17 protein-coding genes and 1 tRNA gene are annotated in these 18,678 nt (G+C 40.4%); 15 read left to right on the top strand and 3 right to left on the bottom strand.

Features of this window, described 5'->3' with window-relative positions:
* The first annotated feature begins 198 nt into the window (after nucleotides 1-198).
* The 4 genes from murI to B1sIIB91_RS04730 all read left to right on the top strand — a co-directional run bounded on the left by murI (nucleotide 199) and on the right by B1sIIB91_RS04730 (nucleotide 3,271).
* Nucleotides 199-1,011, top strand: coding sequence for a glutamate racemase (murI, locus tag B1sIIB91_RS04745; protein WP_026185904.1), 813 nt, complete (start codon nucleotides 199-201; stop codon nucleotides 1,009-1,011).
* Nucleotides 1,012-1,028: 17 nt separating this feature from the next.
* Nucleotides 1,029-1,754: a ribonuclease PH gene (rph, locus tag B1sIIB91_RS04740; protein ID WP_095688453.1), complete on the top strand. Its 726-nt coding sequence runs from the start codon at nucleotides 1,029-1,031 to the stop codon at nucleotides 1,752-1,754.
* A gap of 25 nt (nucleotides 1,755-1,779) precedes the next feature.
* The gene (gene rdgB / locus B1sIIB91_RS04735) at nucleotides 1,780-2,406 is read left to right on the top strand and encodes an RdgB/HAM1 family non-canonical purine NTP pyrophosphatase (protein WP_095688452.1); all 627 of its coding nucleotides are present in this window, start codon (nucleotides 1,780-1,782) and stop codon (nucleotides 2,404-2,406) included.
* A 106-nt stretch (nucleotides 2,407-2,512) separates the two neighbouring features.
* Entirely contained in the window at nucleotides 2,513-3,271 is a 759-nt protein-coding gene (locus B1sIIB91_RS04730; protein ID WP_095688451.1) for an RAD23 family protein, read from the top strand.
* A gap of 62 nt (nucleotides 3,272-3,333) precedes the next feature.
* On the opposite strand, the gene B1sIIB91_RS04725 is transcribed toward B1sIIB91_RS04730, so the two are convergent.
* The 3 genes from B1sIIB91_RS04725 to B1sIIB91_RS04715 form a co-directional block, all read right to left on the bottom strand.
* Nucleotides 3,334-5,103 (bottom strand): acyltransferase family protein, encoded by a 1,770-nt coding sequence (locus tag B1sIIB91_RS04725; RefSeq protein ID WP_095688450.1) that lies wholly within the window; start codon nucleotides 5,101-5,103, stop codon nucleotides 3,334-3,336.
* Nucleotides 5,104-5,158: 55 nt separating this feature from the next.
* Nucleotides 5,159-5,977, bottom strand: coding sequence for a hypothetical protein (locus B1sIIB91_RS04720; protein ID WP_095688449.1), 819 nt, complete (start codon nucleotides 5,975-5,977; stop codon nucleotides 5,159-5,161).
* 36 nt (nucleotides 5,978-6,013) lie between these two features.
* A tRNA-Leu gene (locus B1sIIB91_RS04715) sits at nucleotides 6,014-6,095 on the bottom strand.
* A gap of 98 nt (nucleotides 6,096-6,193) precedes the next feature.
* On the opposite strand from B1sIIB91_RS04715, the gene argS reads away from it, so the two are divergent.
* From argS to B1sIIB91_RS04660, 11 genes are all read left to right on the top strand, one after another.
* Nucleotides 6,194-7,879: an arginine--tRNA ligase gene (argS, locus tag B1sIIB91_RS04710; RefSeq protein WP_095688448.1), complete on the top strand. Its 1,686-nt coding sequence runs from the start codon at nucleotides 6,194-6,196 to the stop codon at nucleotides 7,877-7,879.
* Nucleotides 7,879-9,252, top strand: coding sequence for a diaminopimelate decarboxylase (lysA, locus tag B1sIIB91_RS04705; RefSeq protein WP_095688447.1), 1,374 nt, complete (start codon nucleotides 7,879-7,881; stop codon nucleotides 9,250-9,252). The genes argS and lysA overlap by 1 nt, the downstream gene beginning before the upstream one ends.
* Before the next feature lie 18 nt (nucleotides 9,253-9,270).
* Nucleotides 9,271-10,554: a homoserine dehydrogenase gene (locus B1sIIB91_RS04700; RefSeq protein ID WP_095688446.1), complete on the top strand. Its 1,284-nt coding sequence runs from the start codon at nucleotides 9,271-9,273 to the stop codon at nucleotides 10,552-10,554.
* Nucleotides 10,554-11,633 (top strand): threonine synthase, encoded by a 1,080-nt coding sequence (gene thrC / locus B1sIIB91_RS04695; RefSeq protein ID WP_095688445.1) that lies wholly within the window; start codon nucleotides 10,554-10,556, stop codon nucleotides 11,631-11,633. Before B1sIIB91_RS04700 ends, thrC begins: the two co-directional genes overlap by 1 nt.
* Nucleotides 11,633-12,583: a homoserine kinase gene (gene thrB, locus B1sIIB91_RS04690; RefSeq protein ID WP_095688444.1), complete on the top strand. Its 951-nt coding sequence runs from the start codon at nucleotides 11,633-11,635 to the stop codon at nucleotides 12,581-12,583. Before thrC ends, thrB begins: the two co-directional genes overlap by 1 nt.
* A gap of 153 nt (nucleotides 12,584-12,736) precedes the next feature.
* The gene (rho, locus tag B1sIIB91_RS04685; RefSeq protein ID WP_095688443.1) at nucleotides 12,737-14,353 is read left to right on the top strand and encodes a transcription termination factor Rho; all 1,617 of its coding nucleotides are present in this window, start codon (nucleotides 12,737-12,739) and stop codon (nucleotides 14,351-14,353) included.
* 120 nt (nucleotides 14,354-14,473) lie between these two features.
* Nucleotides 14,474-14,698: a 50S ribosomal protein L31 gene (gene rpmE, locus B1sIIB91_RS04680; protein WP_095688442.1), complete on the top strand. Its 225-nt coding sequence runs from the start codon at nucleotides 14,474-14,476 to the stop codon at nucleotides 14,696-14,698.
* 93 nt (nucleotides 14,699-14,791) lie between these two features.
* Complete coding sequence (gene prfA, locus B1sIIB91_RS04675) at nucleotides 14,792-15,871, top strand: peptide chain release factor 1 (protein WP_095688441.1); 1,080 nt, start codon at nucleotides 14,792-14,794, stop codon at nucleotides 15,869-15,871.
* Nucleotides 15,868-16,722 carry a peptide chain release factor N(5)-glutamine methyltransferase gene (gene prmC, locus B1sIIB91_RS04670; protein ID WP_095688440.1) on the top strand — a complete coding sequence of 285 codons (855 nt, stop codon included), beginning with the start codon at nucleotides 15,868-15,870 and terminating at the stop codon, nucleotides 16,720-16,722. The genes prfA and prmC overlap by 4 nt, the downstream gene beginning before the upstream one ends.
* A gap of 6 nt (nucleotides 16,723-16,728) precedes the next feature.
* Nucleotides 16,729-17,388, top strand: a complete 660-nt coding sequence (locus tag B1sIIB91_RS04665; RefSeq protein WP_095688439.1) for an L-threonylcarbamoyladenylate synthase — start codon at nucleotides 16,729-16,731, stop codon at nucleotides 17,386-17,388.
* Nucleotides 17,389-17,397: 9 nt separating this feature from the next.
* A complete protein-coding gene (locus B1sIIB91_RS04660; RefSeq protein ID WP_095688438.1) occupies nucleotides 17,398-18,678 on the top strand; it encodes a serine hydroxymethyltransferase in 1,281 nt (426 codons plus the stop codon).

The raw sequence follows: 18,678 nt of genomic DNA, 5'->3' as shown, positions 1-18,678 counted from the left end.
TCTTCGTAGCTCCATATGAAAGCGACGATTAATTGCCTGGGTAAATGGTCGCTGTTACTGGCCAGTGGAGCAAGCCAATTCCACTCAATTTCACCCTAATTTTTAAGTAATTTTTATGTTAAACCGGTGTAAATCGGACATTTATAGGAGATATCAATGCTTTATAGATATTTCTGCAGGGCATTTACACTTACACAAATGACGCAAAACATGATGAATACAAATAATGCCCCAATTGGAATATTTGATTCAGGCGTTGGCGGTTTAACAGTAGCCCGGGCGATAATTGATCAACTTCCTGGTGAATCAATTCTTTATATTGGCGATACCGCACGCGGTCCGTATGGACCAAAATCTTTAGCGCAGGTTAGAAGCTACGCACTTGAGATTATGGATGAATTAGTTAAGGCCGGCGTTAAAGCAATTGTAATTGCTTGCAATACTGCAAGTGCGGCCATGCTTAGAGATGCCAGAGAGCGATATGGGATCCCAGTTATTGAAGTTATTCAGCCAGCAGTTAGACGGGCAGTATCGGCAACTCGTTCTGGCAAAGTTGGAGTAATCGGCACCGTTGCAACTATCGAATCTAAAGCCTACTTAGATGCATTTGCAGCTGCCCCACAATTACAAATTACCGCCAAAGCTTGTCCATTATTTGTTGAGTTTGTTGAGTCAGGCAAAACTAGTGGAGATGAAATAACCAAGATTGCCCAGGATTATTTAAAGAGTATGCAGGAGGCAGATATCGATACCTTAGTTTTGGGTTGTACTCATTACCCATTACTAACTGGAGTAATCTCATACGTTATGGGAAATGATGTGACGCTAGTTTCTAGTGCGGAGGAAACAGCTAAAGACCTTTATCGAACCCTAGTTGAAAATAATCTATTAAATTCTGGCGCAGCTAAAGTCTCACACCGCTTTGTTGCCACAGCAGATACCGATAGATTCACCACCTTAGCTAAAAGATTTTTAGGTCCTGAGGTAGTTTCAGTCACAAGTAAAATTTAACAATACAAAGGGGTGTTATGAGTAGGGTTGATGGCAGATCTAATGATCAACTGCGAGTGATTAAATTTACTCGTAATTGGCTTAATAATGCTGAAGGATCAGTACTAGTTGAGTTTGGTAATACCAGAGTGCTTTGTGTCGCCTCCTTCACGCCAGGAGTTCCTAGATGGTTAGTTGGTAAGGGTGAAGGCTGGGTAACAAGTGAATATGCAATGTTGCCAAGAGCTACCCATACGCGATCAGACCGAGAAAGTGTTAAAGGAAAATTAGGTGGGCGAACACAGGAGATATCAAGATTAGTTGGTAGATCACTTCGTGGCGTAGTTGATATGAAAGCATTAGGTGAGAACACAATTGTGCTTGATTGTGATGTTTTACAAGCAGATGGGGGAACTCGAACAGCTGCAATAACTGGTGCCTACGTTGCCTTAGTAGATGCAATCTCTTGGGCAAAAGAAAAAGGACATATTTCAGATAGTGCTAAACCGCTTACAAGTTCAGTAGCTGCGGTATCAGTTGGAATAGTTAATGGTGAGCCCATTCTTGATCTTTGTTATGAAGAAGATGTGAACGCTCAAACAGATATGAATATCGTTTGCACGGGAGATGGTAATTTTATTGAGGTGCAAGGAACTGCTGAAGGTGAACCTTTTGATCGCACTCTTCTAAATCAATTATTAGATTTAGGCGCGGCTGGGTGTAAGCAGCTTACAAAACTTCAAGCAGATGCGTTAGCAAAGTAATTACTTTTGTTCACTAGTATTTAAAATGCGTAAACTAGTTCTTGCTACAAAAAACCTTGGCAAAATAGCAGAGTTTGAAAGATTACTTTCAGAGTTCACACCCGATATTAAAGTTTTAGGGTTATCTGATTTTCCAGATATGCCAGAGGTGGTCGAGAGTGGAAAAACATTAAATGAGAACGCCAGGCTTAAAGCAAAGGCAATCTGTGAATTTACTAAATTACCAGCACTAGCTGATGACAGTGGTTTATTTATTGATGCACTAGCCGGGCAGCCGGGGATTTATTCAGCCCGGTGGGCAGGATTTGAAGGAGTTGATGCAAAAATGAGAGATCTGGCAAATATAAATAAAGCACTAGAAGAATTAAAAGATGTACCTAAAGGATCGCGAGGTGCACAATTTAGATCAGTTGTGGCATTTTGTCGGCAAAATTTAGATTCATCTTTTCTAGAAAAAGATGAGCTAGGGGTTTTAGCTGGTCAAATTCTTACCCAACCAATTGGTAGCGCAGGGTTTGGCTATGACCCGATATTCTTACCAGATCAATTTGATCAATCATTGGCGCAACTACCTCCAAGGGTGAAGGATGAGGTTAGCCATCGTGGCATTGCGCTACGGGCGATTGCACCATTTTTACGAGATCACCTCTGATTTGTTCAACTAAAAATAAGCGTTGATGTTGTATCCTTAATTCATCCTCCCCTGGAGAATTATTAAACCATCAAATAATCAGAGCAACGATTTTAAGGAGTTATAAGTGGCCGCAAAGAAAAAAGCAGCAAAGCGATCAACTGCTAAGCGAAGTTCAGCAAAGCGTTCTGTTAAGAAAACTGCCAAGCGTTCTGTTAAGAAGAGTACCAAGCGCAGTTCAGTAAAGCGTGCTGTTAAGAAGAGTGCAAAGCGTTCTAAAAAAGCATCAGTTCGCTACTCAATACCTGCAGTACCAGTAAGTGGTTCATCAAGGTCTTCTGTTTCCACAATTTCAACAACACCAAGACCTGCATCAGGTAGTGGCTATTCAACAAAATCTAGTAGCAAGAGTAGTGATAGCGGTTCTTCTAAAGGAATTGTTGCCGCAGTCGTAGTTGGAATTTTAGTTTTAGCAGTTGTAGTTATCTCACAGAACTCATCTAATGAGGCAACAACTGTTACGCCAACACCTGCTGCTTCTGAAAGTGAAGCACCTACTACTGCCCCTAGTGCAGAGCCAACTGGTGCACCAATTGGTAATTACGAAGCACCAGTAGGAATTGTTTCTTTATATAACGCAGAAGGTGCAACTGTAAATTGGAAAGCCCCTGCTGCTTCTGAAGGAATTACTGGTTACAACGTTTCACTTCGCGCCAATGGTGCAGGTGAGTGGAAGCTAGTTGCAACTGTTCCAGCAACACAATTTAAGCAACAAATCACTAAGGGTGGGGATGAGGGCTGGGCACAAGTTCAGGTCTCAACTGTTTACTCAGATGGTGAAGTAGTCGATGGAAAAATTCATGGACTACCAGGTAGCTGGTCTTAAAAGTAAATAAGTAATTTAATCAGCCCCCAAGAAATTGGGGGCTGATTTATTTGTATGAATGTCTATTGTTTAACTAAAACACTTAAAACTAAATCAACATAAACATCTGATCCCATAGGGCTTAGGTGCACCCCATCTGGTGCAAATAATTCAGGTCTATCTTTAGAAATTCGATCCCAATCAACTAATTTAACATTTGTATAATTAGATGCCACCTTAGAAATAATTGCATTATTTAAATCACGCCATGGCCTTGGAACTGCAGTATTAACAACAATTATTTGAGGTTGGTTTTTAATCACTTCAAATATTTCCACCACAGTTTGTTCAAATAACGCATTATTATTTCCAAGGTTAAAAATTACTGGGGAGGATGGCACAGAGCTTTGATCTACCCGCATAACTGCTAGTAGCTCTGGGGCTTGCCGGCCAACTCTGGCGTTAACTAAAGAGATATGTTCTTTGTTCTCTAATTTGCTGCGGATTCCTAAAATTACGCTGTCCCCAGTTACCCATAACCCAGTAGTGCTACCTAGATCAACTGGTGATTCCTCTTGATCAGTTAATTCCTCATTAACTACCTGGGAAATTTGATTAGATTTATTAATTGCGCTAACTGAAATTGATGTTGTAACTGCTAATACTGCAATTATTGATACTAGGACTGAAATCTGTTGGCGAACTCTTTCTTTTGATGAGCGATACTTCATTCCTCTAAACCAGGTTTGCACCTGACCTTGTCGGAAAGGAATCTCAACCCAACGTAGTGAGATATCAGCTAAGGCTAAAACTAATAAAACTCGTGCTAAGTAGAGCGCCCATGTCTCACCAGATAAATCAACGGAAGGTCTTGTTACCTGAAAAATTACCCAGTGCCAGATATAGATTCCATAACTTCGCTGGCCTATCCATCGAAAGGGCGGGGTACTAATTATTGGAGCAAATCTAGATGCAGGGTGGACTAGTGAAATTATGACTAAGCAACCAAATATTGCAGCTAATGGGAAAGCGATTTGATAAAGACTGGCATTTGATTCATCAATAAATAAAAATGTTGAGATTAATCCAAGTAGGCCTACTACTCCAATTCCATCGATTACATCTTGCGCACGCTTTGTAATATTTGCAGAAAGATTTTGAGGAATCCAAGAAACTGCTAAAGCAGAACCAAGAAATAAACCAAGTGAGTGAGTATCTGTTCCAAAGTAAATATGGCTAACTTTAGCGGAGTTAGCTTGATCTAACTGAAGAGAGACTAAAAATAATATAGTGCCTGAAATAATTGCGATAATTAAAGCAATGCGAGCGACATTTTTTTTACCAAAGTACTTTAAAACTGTTAACAAAATAATCGGCCAAATAAGATAAAACTGTAGTTCAACCGCTAGTGACCAGGTGTGCTGCAGCAGAGGTGCTCTGCCAATTGTTTCAAAGTAATCTTGATTACGAGCAACTAATGCCCAATTAATTGTGCCAGATAAAGCATAAGGAAGATCAGATAAAAATCTTTTTATAGCCTCCGGCGCCCAAACTCCGATAAAAATAATCGTAGAGATAACCATAAACAAAAAACCAGGGTAAATCCTGCGAATACGTGCGGCGTAGAAAGCACGTAAATCAAGTGCACTTGATTGATTAATCGAGTCAAGAATTAATCTAGTTATTACATATCCAGATATTACAAAAAATAAGTCAACACCTAAGAAGCCACCTGGAATCCAGGAGATACCTAAGTGGTAGAGCACAACTGCAGTTACCGCAATTGCTCGCAAACCATCAATTGATGAAATATGACGGGTACTCTTTTTAATATCAGTATTTTTTGTGCTCATCATATATTTCAGCTAGTCAGAAAGTTTTAGCTTTACTAACTCAAACTTAACTTAGTTACTTCTTCTTTTTCTTACTTACAGGCTTCTTACTTGTAGATTTTTTGCTATTAGCAGCCTTCTGTTTTCTTGCTGCAGCTGCAGCTGCTCTCTTGCCCGCACCTACTACAAAAGTTTTTGCCACTGGCTTATTTTCAGCATCTAAGTTGGCATTAATATCCATTTGAAGTTGAGATAGTCGATCAAATGCATATTTTAGTTTCTGCCTTGATTCTTGAATAGCATTTTCAGCAGCATTCAGGGATGAATTTTGAGCACGGTGCAGCCGCTCAGCCTCAGAGATTGCAGAAGATAACCATGAACGGTAGTCAAGAATGCTTCTACCAGCGTTTTCAACTAATTTTTGTGCATCTCGCTTAGCAGCAGATGTAATTTGAGCAGCATTTCTTGCTGATTCATTAAGAATTGAATCTGCTTCACCTTCAGCTGTTGAGATTAAATCAGCAGCATCATCCTCAGCAGCTGAAATGTATTTACGCCCACGTGACTCAGCAGATGTAAGAATACTTTTAGCTTTAGATTCAGCAGCTTCTAATTTTTCTTTGCTGTTTCTATTTGTTTCATTAACAAGACGTTGCACTGCTGTATTAGCTTTTGCTTCGCGGGCTTGAGCAGACTTAATCATTGCCATGGCAGTTTCAGTTGCCAATATTTCAAACTCTTCGCGGCTTAAGCCGGTAATGTCACGACGAGATCTAAGGTCGTTTAGTTGACTTTCTAATTCGCGAATTCTCTCTAATGCATTTTGTGTTGGTGCAGGTTTACTTTCATCTTCACCTTTAAAACCTACCCACGATAGAAAGTTTTTATCTGCCATACCCGTAGCCTTCCGTAGGTTTAAAGTAAAAACAACTGGTGCGGGAGGTGGGACTTGAACCCACACGCCGAAGCACAGGTTCCTAAGACCTGCGTGTCTGCCATTTCACCACTCCCGCATTTACTGACTTGAGTGAGGGGCAAAGATTACGGTGTATATGGCCGCCTCACCAAAACTAACGACCTTTAGCAAGGTCTAACGGGTAACCTTGCTCAAATGAGTGCAGAATCAGTGCAAAGTAAGGTCGCTGCGGTGATCCTTAAGGCGCTGGATATAGCCAAAAGTGAAGGCCAACTTCCTTGCGATGTGCCATCACAATTAATTTTAGATCGCCCAAAAAATCGTGACCATGGTGATTATGCAACTTCAATTGCATTAGCTCTTGCTAAAGAAGCAAATATGCAACCTGGGGTGATAGCTAAGGTGATTGTTAAAACTCTAACTGATAACAAACTATTAACAACTGCAGGCATTAGTAAGGTTGATATTGCTGGACCTGGATTTATTAATATCACTTTAGAAAGTGCCAGCCAAGGTGTAGTTGTTACTGAAATTCTTGCTGGTGGTAAAAAATTTGGAACTTCAAATACGCTAGTTGGTAAGAAAATAAATCTTGAGTTTGTTAGCGCAAATCCAACTGGGCCGCTTCATTTAGGACATACCAGGTGGGCAGCGGTCGGAGATTCATTAGGTAGAGTATTAGCAGCAGCCGGTGCGCAGGTAAGCCGTGAGTTTTATGTTAATGATCGTGGAAATCAGATGGATTTATTTGGCGCATCCCTTCGCGCGGCCGCACTTGGTAAGGCTCGCCCTGAAGATGGCTATCACGGTGAGTATATTGAAGATTTAGCAAAAGAAATTGTAAAAAGTAATCCACAAATTACCCAGTTAGCCGAGAGTGAATCAATATCAGCATTTACACAAGCTGGCTATAAATTACAGTTAGAGCAGCAACGCAAAGTGTTGGATAACTTTGGTACACACTTTGATACTTGGTTTTCTGAGCGCAGTCTTTATGAGGATAATTTTTTTAATCATTCATTAGATAAATTAAAAAAAGAAGGCCATGTTTTTGAGCAAGAGGGTGCTATCTGGCTTCGCACCACAGATTTTGGTGACGACAAAGATCGAGTAATGATTAAATCTGATGGAACCTTTGCATACTTTGCATCTGACTCTGCATATTATGTTAGCAAGCGAGAACGCGGATTTAATTTGTGTATTTATATGTTAGGTGCTGATCATCATGGTTATTTAGGCAGAATAAAAGCTCTTGCAGCTTGTGCAGGTGATGATCCGGAAAAAGATGTTGAGGTTTTAATTGGGCAGATGGTAAAGATTATTGAAGATGGTGCTGAATTAAAGCTTTCAAAAAGAGCAGGCACGATAATTACCCTAGAAGAGTTGGTAGAAAAAGTTGGTACAGATGCTGCCCGCTATACCTTAATTAGATTCCCAACTGATACCCCGATGGTTATGGATGTTGATTTACTTCGCAAAAATACTAATGAGAATCCAGTTTATTATGTTCAATATGCTCATGCACGAATCTGTGCGGTACTAAGAAATGCTAAAGAACTTGGTATTAATTATGGTCTTAAATTTTACGCACCAGAACTTCTAAATCATGAGCGAGAGCGTGAACTTGTTGGCTTACTTGCTCAGTATCCTAAAGTTTTATTATCAGCTGCCCAATTACGCCAACCTCATAGAGTTGCAAGATATATTGAAGAGCTAGCCGCTCAGTACCACCGCTTTTATAATGATTGTCGAGTTTTGCCATTAGGTGATGAAAAAGTGAGTGATTTAAACTCTGCTAGAGCGACTTTATCGCAAGCAACTGCGCAGGTAATCAGTAATGGTTTAGATTTACTTGGTGTTAACGCCCCGGAGAAGATGTAATGAGTAGTCAATCTAAATACCCAACCTCATTATTTTCTAGCAACTTAACCTTTACTGGTGAGAATGAAAATAGTGGTGTATTAGCAATAGCAGGCTGCTCTGGTGAAAAGTTAGTTAAAGAGTTTGGCTCACCATTATTTGTGATTGATCAGGCAGATTTTTTCCTAAGAGCGAAAAGCTGGCGGCAAGTTCTAGATACTTCATTTGGTGGCGGGCAGCTTTACTACGCTGCAAAATCATTTATTTGTGTTGAGGTTGCAAAATGGCTTAAGGAGTTAAAACTTGGTCTTGATGTTTGCAGCGCAGGTGAATTAGCAGTTGCGTTAGCAGCTGATTTCCCGGCAAGTGATATTGAATTTCATGGAAATAATAAATCTGAAAGTGAGATAACTACTGCAATAAAGGCAGGAGTAGGCACAATTGTAATTGACTCATTTGATGAGATAACTAGAGTTTCAGATATTGCTAAATCACTAAATAAAACTCAAAAAGTTTATCTTCGCCTTACCCCTGGTATTGATGCACATACTCATGAATTCATTTCAACTGCGCATGAGGATGTGAAATTTGGCTTCTCAATTGCATCCGGTGCCGCAAATGAGGCAATTAAAAAATGTATGGAGCAAAGTTCTTTAAATCTAACTGGAATTCATTGCCATATCGGCTCACAGATATTTGAAGTCGATGGCTTTAAAGCTGCGGCGCAGCGACTAGTAGCGGTGCTGGCAACCTTCCGAGATAAATATTCAAAGGAGTTGCCAGAGTTGAATATTGGCGGCGGCTATGGAATTGCTTATACAAAAGATGAAAGTGCAATCTCACCAGATGTAGTAATACCTGCTATTGCTTCAGTAATTAAGGCTGAGTGCGCTAAAGCAAAGTTAGCGCTGCCAAGAATTTCAATTGAGCCAGGCCGAGCAATTGTTGGCCCTACTACCACCACACTTTATTTAGTTGGTACAACAAAATCAGTAAAACTAGATAATGGATCAGAGCGACGTTATATCTCAGTTGATGGTGGGATGAGTGAGAATATTCGCCCTGCTTTATACGGCGCTGTTTACTCAGCTTTTTTAGCAAACCGAACCTCAACTGCAAAATTAATCTCAAGTAGAGTTGTCGGTAAGCATTGTGAAACTGGTGATATTTTAATTTCTGATATTAATTTACCCTCTGATATAAAAGCTGGTGATTTACTTGCTATACCTGCAACTGGTGCATATGGACGCAGCATGGCTAGTAACTACAACCACATATCAAGGCCTGCAGTTATTACAGTGATAAATGGGACTGCCCGCGTAATTTTGCGCAGGGAAAATGAGCAAGATCTGCTTAATTTAGATGTAGATCAGCCGCCACGGCAGATCTCATAAGTTTGAGATACTTCTCCAATGAAGACTCTTAAAGTAGGCATGCTAGGTGCTGGGGTAGTTGGCTCCCAGATCGCTCGGCTACTCATTGCCAATAAATCAGATTTAGCATCTAGAGCAGGGGCTAATTTAGAGTTGGTATCAATTGCGGTTAAAGACAGTAAATTAAAGCGCGATGGAATACCTGCCGCGCTCTTAACAAATGATGCAAAATCTATAGTTAATGATCCGCAAATTGATTTAGTAATTGAAGTTATTGGTGGGATAGATCCGGCAAAAGAATTGATTTTAACTGCATTAAAAAATGGTAAATCAGTTGTAACTGCAAATAAGGCGTTACTTGCTAAACATGGCGCAGAACTTTATGCCGCTGCCGATAAAGCAAATGTTGATTTATATTATGAAGCAGCGGTAGCTGGTGCAATTCCAATTTTAAGACCCCTGCGTGAGTCATTAGTTGGTGATCATGTAATTCGAGTTATGGGAATTGTTAACGGAACAACAAATTATATTTTGACAAAGATGGATGAGAATGGCGCAGCATTTGCTGATGCATTAAAAGAGGCTCAAGCATTGGGCTTTGCTGAATCTGATCCAAGCGCTGATATCGAAGGATTTGATGCAGCTGCAAAGGCTGCGATCTTAGCTGGCTTAGCATTTCATTCACGGGTAACTGATAATGATGTTTATCGTGAGGGAATTAGTAAAATAACTGCAGCGGATGTAAAAGTAGCAAAAGCTATGGAGATGGTAATTAAATTATTAGCAATTGCTGAGTTAACTCCAGAAGGAGCTGTCTCAGTTCGAGTTCATCCAGCATTAATATCACGCACTCATCCACTTGCTTCAGTTCGTGATTCATTTAATGCAGTTTTTGTTGAGGCCGAATCTGCTGGGCAGATGATGTTTTATGGCAAAGGAGCCGGAGGTGCGCCAACTGCTAGTGCAATATTAGGAGATTTAGTTGCAGTTGCCCGACATAAAGTTAATGGTGGTATTGGGCCAAAAGAAAGTGATTACGCAGATCTTAAGATTGCCCAAATAGGTCAGACAAAAACACGTTATTTAATTAGGCTAAATGTGGCAGATAAGCCAGGTGTATTAGAGTCAGTTGCACATGTATTCGCATCCCATCAGGTTTCAATTCAAACAGTTAGACAAACTGGCGCAGGAGATAAAGCTGAGTTAATTGTTATGACTCATAGCTCAAATGAATCATCTTTATCTGCCACAGTTAAGGATCTAAAAAACCTACCTGTAGTAACTGATGTGGCGAGTGTGCTTCGAGTTGAAGGTGTTAACTAATGGGATTATTTGGTAAGAGAGGCGCGCACCAATGGCGTGGAGTAATTGCTGAGTATCGAAGATGGTTACCGGTCACAGATCAAACTCCAGTTATTTCACTTCGCGAAGGTGGCACACCACTTGTTTATGCCGAAGTTTTATCAAAAATGCTTGGTAATGAAATTTGGCTAAAAGTTGAAGGTACTAATCCAACAGGTTCATTTAAAGATCGTGGCATGACCATGGCAATTTCAAAAGCTGCAGAAGATGGTGCTAAAGCAGTAATTTGTGCATCAACTGGAAATACCAGCGCAGCAGCTGCTGCTTATGCAACTAAAGCTGGGATGCAGCCAGTTGTATTAGTACCTGAGGGAAAGATTGCAATGGGAAAACTTGCCCAAGCAATTGCTCATGGAGCAACACTTCTGCAAGTTAAAGGAAACTTTGATGATTGTTTAACTCTTGCTAAGCAGTTATCTGAAAATTATCCAGTAGCACTTGTTAACTCAGTTAACCCATTTCGAATTGAAGGACAAAAAACTGCTGCCTTTGAGGTTGTAGATATTTTAGGATTCGCTCCTGATATTCATGTGATGCCAGTTGGTAATGCTGGCAATATCACTGCTTACTGGAAAGGTTATAAAGAGTATAAAAAAGCTTTTATGTCACGCTCCCTACCAATGATGTGGGGTTTTCAAGCAGCTGGGGCTGCACCAATTGTTAAAAACAAAATTGTTAAGAATCCAGAGACAATTGCAACTGCAATTCGCATTGGTAACCCAGCATCTTGGGATCAAGCAGTCGCTGCTCGGATAGATTCAAAAGGTTTAATTGACTCAGTAACTGATAAAGAAATATTAAGTGCTTATCGCTTAGTGGCGGCAAAAGAAGGAGTATTTGTTGAGCCATCAAGTGCAGCGGGTATTGCCGGATTAATAAAGAAGAAAGAGCAAAAGAAGCTACCTAAGGGTAAAACAATTGTTGTAACAGTGACTGGAAATGGTTTAAAGGATGTGCAGTGGATATTAAACAGCGGTGGTAAACCAACTGTTATTCCAGTTGATATGAAGAAAGCCGCAAAAGTAATTGGACTTAAGTAATGGCATCTAAGCGAGCATCAAGTGGATTAACTTTTAAAGCCACTATGGCGCAAGTCAGTGTGCCAGCAAGTAGTGCAAATGTGGGTCCAGGTTTTGATTGCTTTGGGATTGCACTAGAGCTACGAGATCGCTACGCCGCTCAAGTATTAGATGATCCAACATTTGATGTTGATGTAACTGGTGAGGGCGCAGATGAAGTTAAGAAAGATGCTAAGAATTTAGTAATTAAAGCGATGATGCACGGCTTTGAACATATGGGAGGCAAACCAAAGGGAATAGCACTTCGTGCTTTAAATGTGATTCCACATGGTCGCGGTCTTGGTTCATCTGCTAGCGCAATTGTTGGCGGATTAACTCTTGCAAGATCCTTAGTTTTAACTGGTGAGCAATATATGAGTGATGAAGACTTAATCACACTAGCAACAGAACTTGAAGGACATCCAGATAATGTAGCTGCAGCATTTTATGGTGGTGCCACTATTGCTTGGCTTGAGAACTCAATTGATGCATCCGGTGCTACTAAAAGTATTGGTAAAGCAGTTAGTTTAAAGGTTGATGATCGAATTAAGGCTCTTTTGTTAGTGCCAGATAATCAATTAGCAACTGCTAAAGCTCGAAAATTATTACCAGAAACAATTTCGCATCAAGATGCAGTTTTAAACTCATCTCGCGCAGCCCTTCTAGTTCATGCATTAGCTCAGCGCCCTGATTTATTGTTTAATGCAACTGAGGATTTACTCCATCAAAGTTACCGCGCAAGTGCAATGCCTAAAACAATTGCGCTAATGCAGAAATTACGTGGTGCTGGTTTAGCTGCAGTTGTTTCTGGTGCTGGTCCATCAGTAATGGTTTTATACGCAAATAGTGAGGATGAGATTGATCAGATTCCATCCCTAGCCCCAGGTTTTACCGCTATGAAATTAGCCATAGCCAAAACTGGCGCCCAGTAGCCTATTTTCCATACCTATCTAGGTTGTGGTAGATTTATCCCTGTCGGAAAGTACGACAGATAAAACAGTAAAAAATCCCAAAAATTAAACTAATTTTTTATGGGGCTCCCGTATACGGGTAATAAAAATCAAAGAAAGAATGGCAATATATAAATGGCAGAAAAGAAAACCACCAATCGCGCAGATGCGGTTGAGTTAGTGGATATGGCGTTAGGTGACCTGAAGAAAGTAGCTGGTCAATTAGGTATTGAAGATGCATCCACTCTTAAGAAAGCAGAGTTAGTCCAATCTATCGCTGACCTGCAGGCCGCAAATCGTGAAGCCGCTAAAAATGAACGAGAGGCTCGTCGTATGGAACGACAAAATAATCGAAATAGTAGAAATAACAGTACTGAGGCCGATAGCAATGATTCTGGCCCAGATAACTCATCAAATAATTCCAGCAACAGCTATGGCGATGCTGAGCGCAGCGATAACAACCGCCGCTTTGGTAATCGCGATAACAACCGCAGAGATCGTGGACGAGATCGTGGACGAGATCGAAATCGTGACCGTGGTCAACGTGAAGAGCGCGAGATTGTAATTGGACCAGATGATGTGTTACTTCCAGTAGGTGGCTTACTTGATATTTTAGATAGCTTTGCGTTTATTAGAACTGGTGGATATTTACCATCACCTAATGATGTTTATGTTTCCTTGCAACAGGTTAGAAAATATGGCCTGCGTAAAGGTGATGTCATTACTGGATCTGTTCGCGAACCAAAAGAGGGTGAGCGCCGTGAGAAATTTAGTGCTTTAGTTAAAGTTGAAACAGTAAATGGTAATGAACCAGATACCACTAAAGAGCGCGTTGAATTCTCAAAATTAGTTCCGTTATATCCGCAAGACAGATTGCGGCTTGAAACAGAGCCAAACGTTCTAACCACAAGAATCATTGATTTGATTTCACCAATTGGTAAAGGACAACGTGGATTAATTGTTTCACCACCAAAGGCTGGAAAGACTATGGTTTTGCAAGCAATTGCTAACGCGATTACAACTAATAATCCAGAGTGTCACTTAATGGTTGTCTTAGTTGATGAGCGCCCTGAGGAAGTAACAGATATGCAAAGATCGGTAAAGGGTGAGGTAATTGCTTCAACTTTTGATCGACCAGCTGATGATCACACCACAGTTGCAGAACTTGCTATTGAGCGAGCAAAGAGATTAGTAGAGCTAGGTCATGATGTAGTTGTATTACTTGATTCAATTACTCGTTTAGGGCGTGCATATAACATCGCTGCTCCTGCTTCTGGTCGAATTCTTTCTGGCGGTGTTGATTCAGCAGCGCTATATCCACCAAAGAAGTTTTTTGGAGCTGCCCGTAATATTGAAAATGGCGGATCACTAACTATTTTGGCAACAGCATTAATTGATACTGGTTCAAAGATGGATGAAGTTATCTTTGAAGAGTTTAAAGGAACTGGAAATATGGAGCTTATTCTTAATCGCAAGTTTGCAGATAAGCGCATTTTCCCAGCCGTTGATGTTGTTGCATCAGGTACTCGTAAGGAAGAAATTCTTATGGGAACTGAAGAATTAAGTATTGTTTGGCGTCTGCGCCGTGTTCTACACGCACTAGAGCCACAACAAGCACTAGAACTATTACTTGAGAAGATGAAGGGAACTAAATCAAATGTTGAGTTCCTATTACAAATTCAAAAGACCACAACTGGTGGCGATAGCCCAACAGCAAATAGCTCTAGTAATAGAGAGAATGCTGACGCATAAATAGGCGTAAATTTTGCCCACCTGTAGATAAGAGTTATTCTTACACCCCTCTAGTACTTCACTAGTCCTACTGGTTCACAAGTTTTAAAAAACTTGATCCAGTAATAATCAAGGAGAAATATGAAGAAAGAGATTCATCCACAGTACGGTGAAACCAAAGTAACTTGTGGTTGCGGTGAAGTTTTTACTACCCGCAGTACCAAAGAAAATGGTTCAATATATGTTGAAGTTTGTTCATCATGTCACCCTTTCTATACCGGCAAGCAGAGAATTCTTGATACCGGTGGCCGTGTAGCTAAGTTCCAAGAGCGATTTGGAAAGGCTGACAAGAGCGGCACTAAGTAGTTTTCTTTAAGAGAGCGCACCTAAACATCGAAAGATGTGGTGCGCTCTCTTTTTTAATTTCTAATACATCATCACTTACGAAAGGAGGAAGAGATGGAAAGGTTCGCTAAAGTAAATGAATTATTAGCTGAGTATGAATCACTTGAAGCGCAGATGGCTGATCCATCTATTCACTCAGATCAAAATAAAGCACGATCACTTGGTAAAAGATATGCCCAACTTGGTCCAGTTATTGCCGGGTACCGTGCCTACAAAGCAGCCGAAGAAGATTTTATTGCTGGCAAAGAGCTTGCTGAAGCAGATCCAGCATTTGCCTCTGAAATTGCAGCATTAGAAAGTACGAAAGATGCAGCCGCCGCAACTTTAGAAGAATTATTACTACCTCGAGATCCAAATGATGATCGTGATGTAATTATGGAAATTAAAGCAGGTGCTGGTGGTGATGAATCAGCAATCTTTGCTGGTGATCTATTTCGAATGTATTCACGTTTTGCCGAAAAACAAGGTTGGAAAGTTGAAGTAATTGATACCACCCCAAGTGATATGGGTGGTTATAAAGATATGTCTATTGGTATTAAATCAAAAGGAACACCAAAACCTGGGCAAACTCCATATGCAAAACTTAAGTTTGAAGGTGGCGTGCACCGCGTGCAAAGAGTTCCAGAGACTGAATCGCAAGGAAGAATTCACACATCAGCGGCTGGTGTTTTAATTTTGCCAGAGGCTGAGGAGATTGACGTTGATATAAATATGAATGATCTTCGCATCGATGTTTATCGCTCATCAGGTCCTGGCGGACAAAGCGTTAACACAACAGACTCAGCAGTTCGAATTACCCATGAGCCAACTGGAATTGTGGTTTCTTGTCAGAATGAAAAGAGTCAGCTGCAAAATAAAGAATCAGCCCTACGTATTTTGCGCGCTCGCATACTAGCGGCTGCTCAAGAAGAGGCAGATCGTATTGCATCAGTTGAGCGAAAGAGTCAGGTAAGAACAGTAGATCGAAGTGAGCGAATTAGAACTTATAATTTTCCAGAAAATCGCCTAAGTGATCATCGAGTTAATTACAAAGCAAATAATTTAGATTCAGTAATGGATGGTGATCTAGAAGCGGTGATCCAATCATTAATTGATGCAGATCGAACCGCAAAATTAGCAGCAGGTAACTCTTGAAAGAACTGCTTAGAGCAGCGTTTTCGCAATTTGAAAAAAATCAAATTGCAGCAGTTGATGCTGAATTATTATTAGCTCATTTACTTGGAATCTCACGAAAACAAATTCATGCTCAAGATCTAGAGTTAGCAGATGGGGATAGAGAAAAATTAGCATCTGAATACTCTGATCTAATTAATCAGCGATTACTAGGACGGCCTGTGCAATATATAACTGGAAGCGCGGCATTTAGGTATTTAGATTTAGAAGTTGGTGAGGGAGTATTAATTCCTAGGCCAGAAAGTGAATTAATTGTTGATCGAGTTATTGGTTATTTAAATTCAGCAGATGATAAAGATTTAGCAAAAAGTGTGATTGACCTAGGTGCTGGAAGTGGGGCATTAAGTATTGCAATTTCAACAGAGGCGGCGCTTAAAGGATTAAAAGTGAGCATGGTGGCAGTTGAGAAATCTGCAGAGGCAGCTGCTTGGCTTAATAAAAATATTGCTAAATATGACCTACCAATAAGAGTTGTAATTGAAGATGTAGTAACTGCGCTACCAGATGTTAAAGCAGATCTTGTAGTAGCAAATCCCCCTTATATTCCTAATGATGAAAAGCTACCAATTGAGGTAGCAAATTATGAACCAGAAATTGCTCTCCGTGGTGGGCCAGTAGATGGAATGCAAATACCCAAGCTCTTTATAGATTCAGCAGCTAGGTTGTTAAAATCAGGCGGATTTTTTATTATAGAACATCATGAAATGCAATCTGATTTAGTAAAGAATGCGATGGCTGAAAGTTTTAACTCAATTCAAACCCACTCTGACTTAACCGGCAGAGACAGATTCACAAGTGCGCGGCGAAAGTAGGTAGATATGGCTGAGCGAGTTTTACTAGATAACCTTGAAGATTCTAAATTTAATGAAGCCGTTGATACTGCAGTCAGGTATATAAAATCTGGTGAGGTAATAATTGCTGCCGCTGAGCATGGATATGTCTATTTAGCCGATGCCTTTGATAAAGATGCAGTAAAAGCAATTCATATATTGCGCGGTGATCGAACTAATGTTGTGGCTCAGGTATTTATTGGCGATATTAAAGTGCTAACTGGAATTACTGCGAGGTTAACGCAAGAGCAGGATAATTTGCTTAAGGCATTTTGGCCTGGTTTATTATCAGTAACAATGAAATCGCAACTAGCTTTAAGTTGGGATTTAGGTGATGAGCGCAGATTAGGGAAGGTAAATGTCAGGCTTCCTAATCGCAAATTTCTAAATGCAATACTTTTAAAAACTGGGCCACTTGCTGCTGCATCTGTGGCATTAACTGGTGAGAGTGCAATATTAGATTTAACTCAGGTATCAATTTATGAAAGTGATATTGGAGTTATTTTTGACGAGGGTCAATTAGAATCTGGTCAATTATCTACTTGGATAGATCTATCTGAGAATGAGATCACAGTGATACGAGTAGGGGACATCTCGCTCGAGCAATTACGGTCAATAGTTCCTACCATTTCCACCCCTAACCTTTAGGATTGGCGCATGTCCCGCTTTGAGAAGTACTACGGCCCAAACTTTAGCGCCCTTGAAAAAGGGGATCCTGAGATCGCAGCAGTTGTAATTTCAGAGTTAACTCGCCAGCGTAATGATTTGCAATTAATTGCAAGTGAAAACTTCACGTCCCCATCAGTACTTGCTGCAATGGGATCAACGCTTTCAAATAAATATGCTGAAGGTTATCCAGGTAAAAGATATTACGGAGGTTGTGAAGAGGTTGATAAGGTTGAAGTAATTGGAATTGCTCGTGCTAAAGAATTATTTGATGCAGAGCATGCAAATTTACAACCACACTCAGGAGCTAGTGCAAATATTGCTGTCTACCAAGCTTTTACAAAACCAGGGGATACAGTGCTAGCAATGTCTTTGCCGCACGGTGGACACTTAACTCATGGTTCAAAAGTAAATTTTTCTGGCAAATGGTTTAACGTAGTTTCATACGGGGTTCGCCAAGATAATGAATTAATTGATTATGACCAACTACGGGATCTAGCAATCGAACATAAGCCAAAGATGATTTGCTCAGGTGCAACGGCTTATCCCAGCTTGGTTGATTTTGAAAAGGTTCGCAAAATATGTGATGAAGTTGGTGCAATTATGTGGGTCGATGCCGCCCACTTCATTGGTTTAGTAGCTGGTAAGGCAATTCCATCACCTGTGCCACACGCAGATGTTGTTTCATTTACCACTCACAAAGCATTACGCGGACCGCGAGGTGGCATGATTTTGTGTAAAGAAAAACATGCAGCAGCAATTGATAAAGCAATATTTCCCGGTATGCAAGGTGGGCCAATAATGAGTGCGGTAGCCGGTAAAGCAATTGCTTTAAAAGAGTGTGCAACAGTTGAGTATCAACATTATGCAAAAAAAGTAATTGAAAATTGCAAAGCACTAGCAAAAGATTTAGAAGCAGAGGGAATGCGAGCTGTTTCAGGTGGTACACAAACCCATCTAGCTCTAATTGATATTCGTTCAACTGGTGTTAACGGTAAAGTTGCTGATGAAAGATGCGGTTTATCTGGCCTATCATTAAATAAAAACTCAATTCCATATGACCCAGAAACACCAGCTGTTACCAGCGGTATTCGAGTTGGTACACCTGCAACTACTACTCAGGGAATGGGTATACCTGAGATGAAACAAATTGCTGGATTTATTGCTCGTGCGATTAAAGATGGAGCAGATGAAAACAAAGCAAAAGTGATTAGATCACAAGTTCATGAATTAACTAAGCAATTTCCAGTTTATCCAGAGCCTAAAAACTAA

The organism is Candidatus Nanopelagicus abundans (assembly GCF_002288305.1).
In the GTDB taxonomy this organism is placed as follows: Bacteria; Actinomycetota; Actinomycetes; order Nanopelagicales; family Nanopelagicaceae; genus Nanopelagicus; species Nanopelagicus abundans.
The sequence above is the reverse complement of the archived record's forward strand: the minus strand, read 5'-3'. Positions and strand labels throughout refer to the sequence as shown.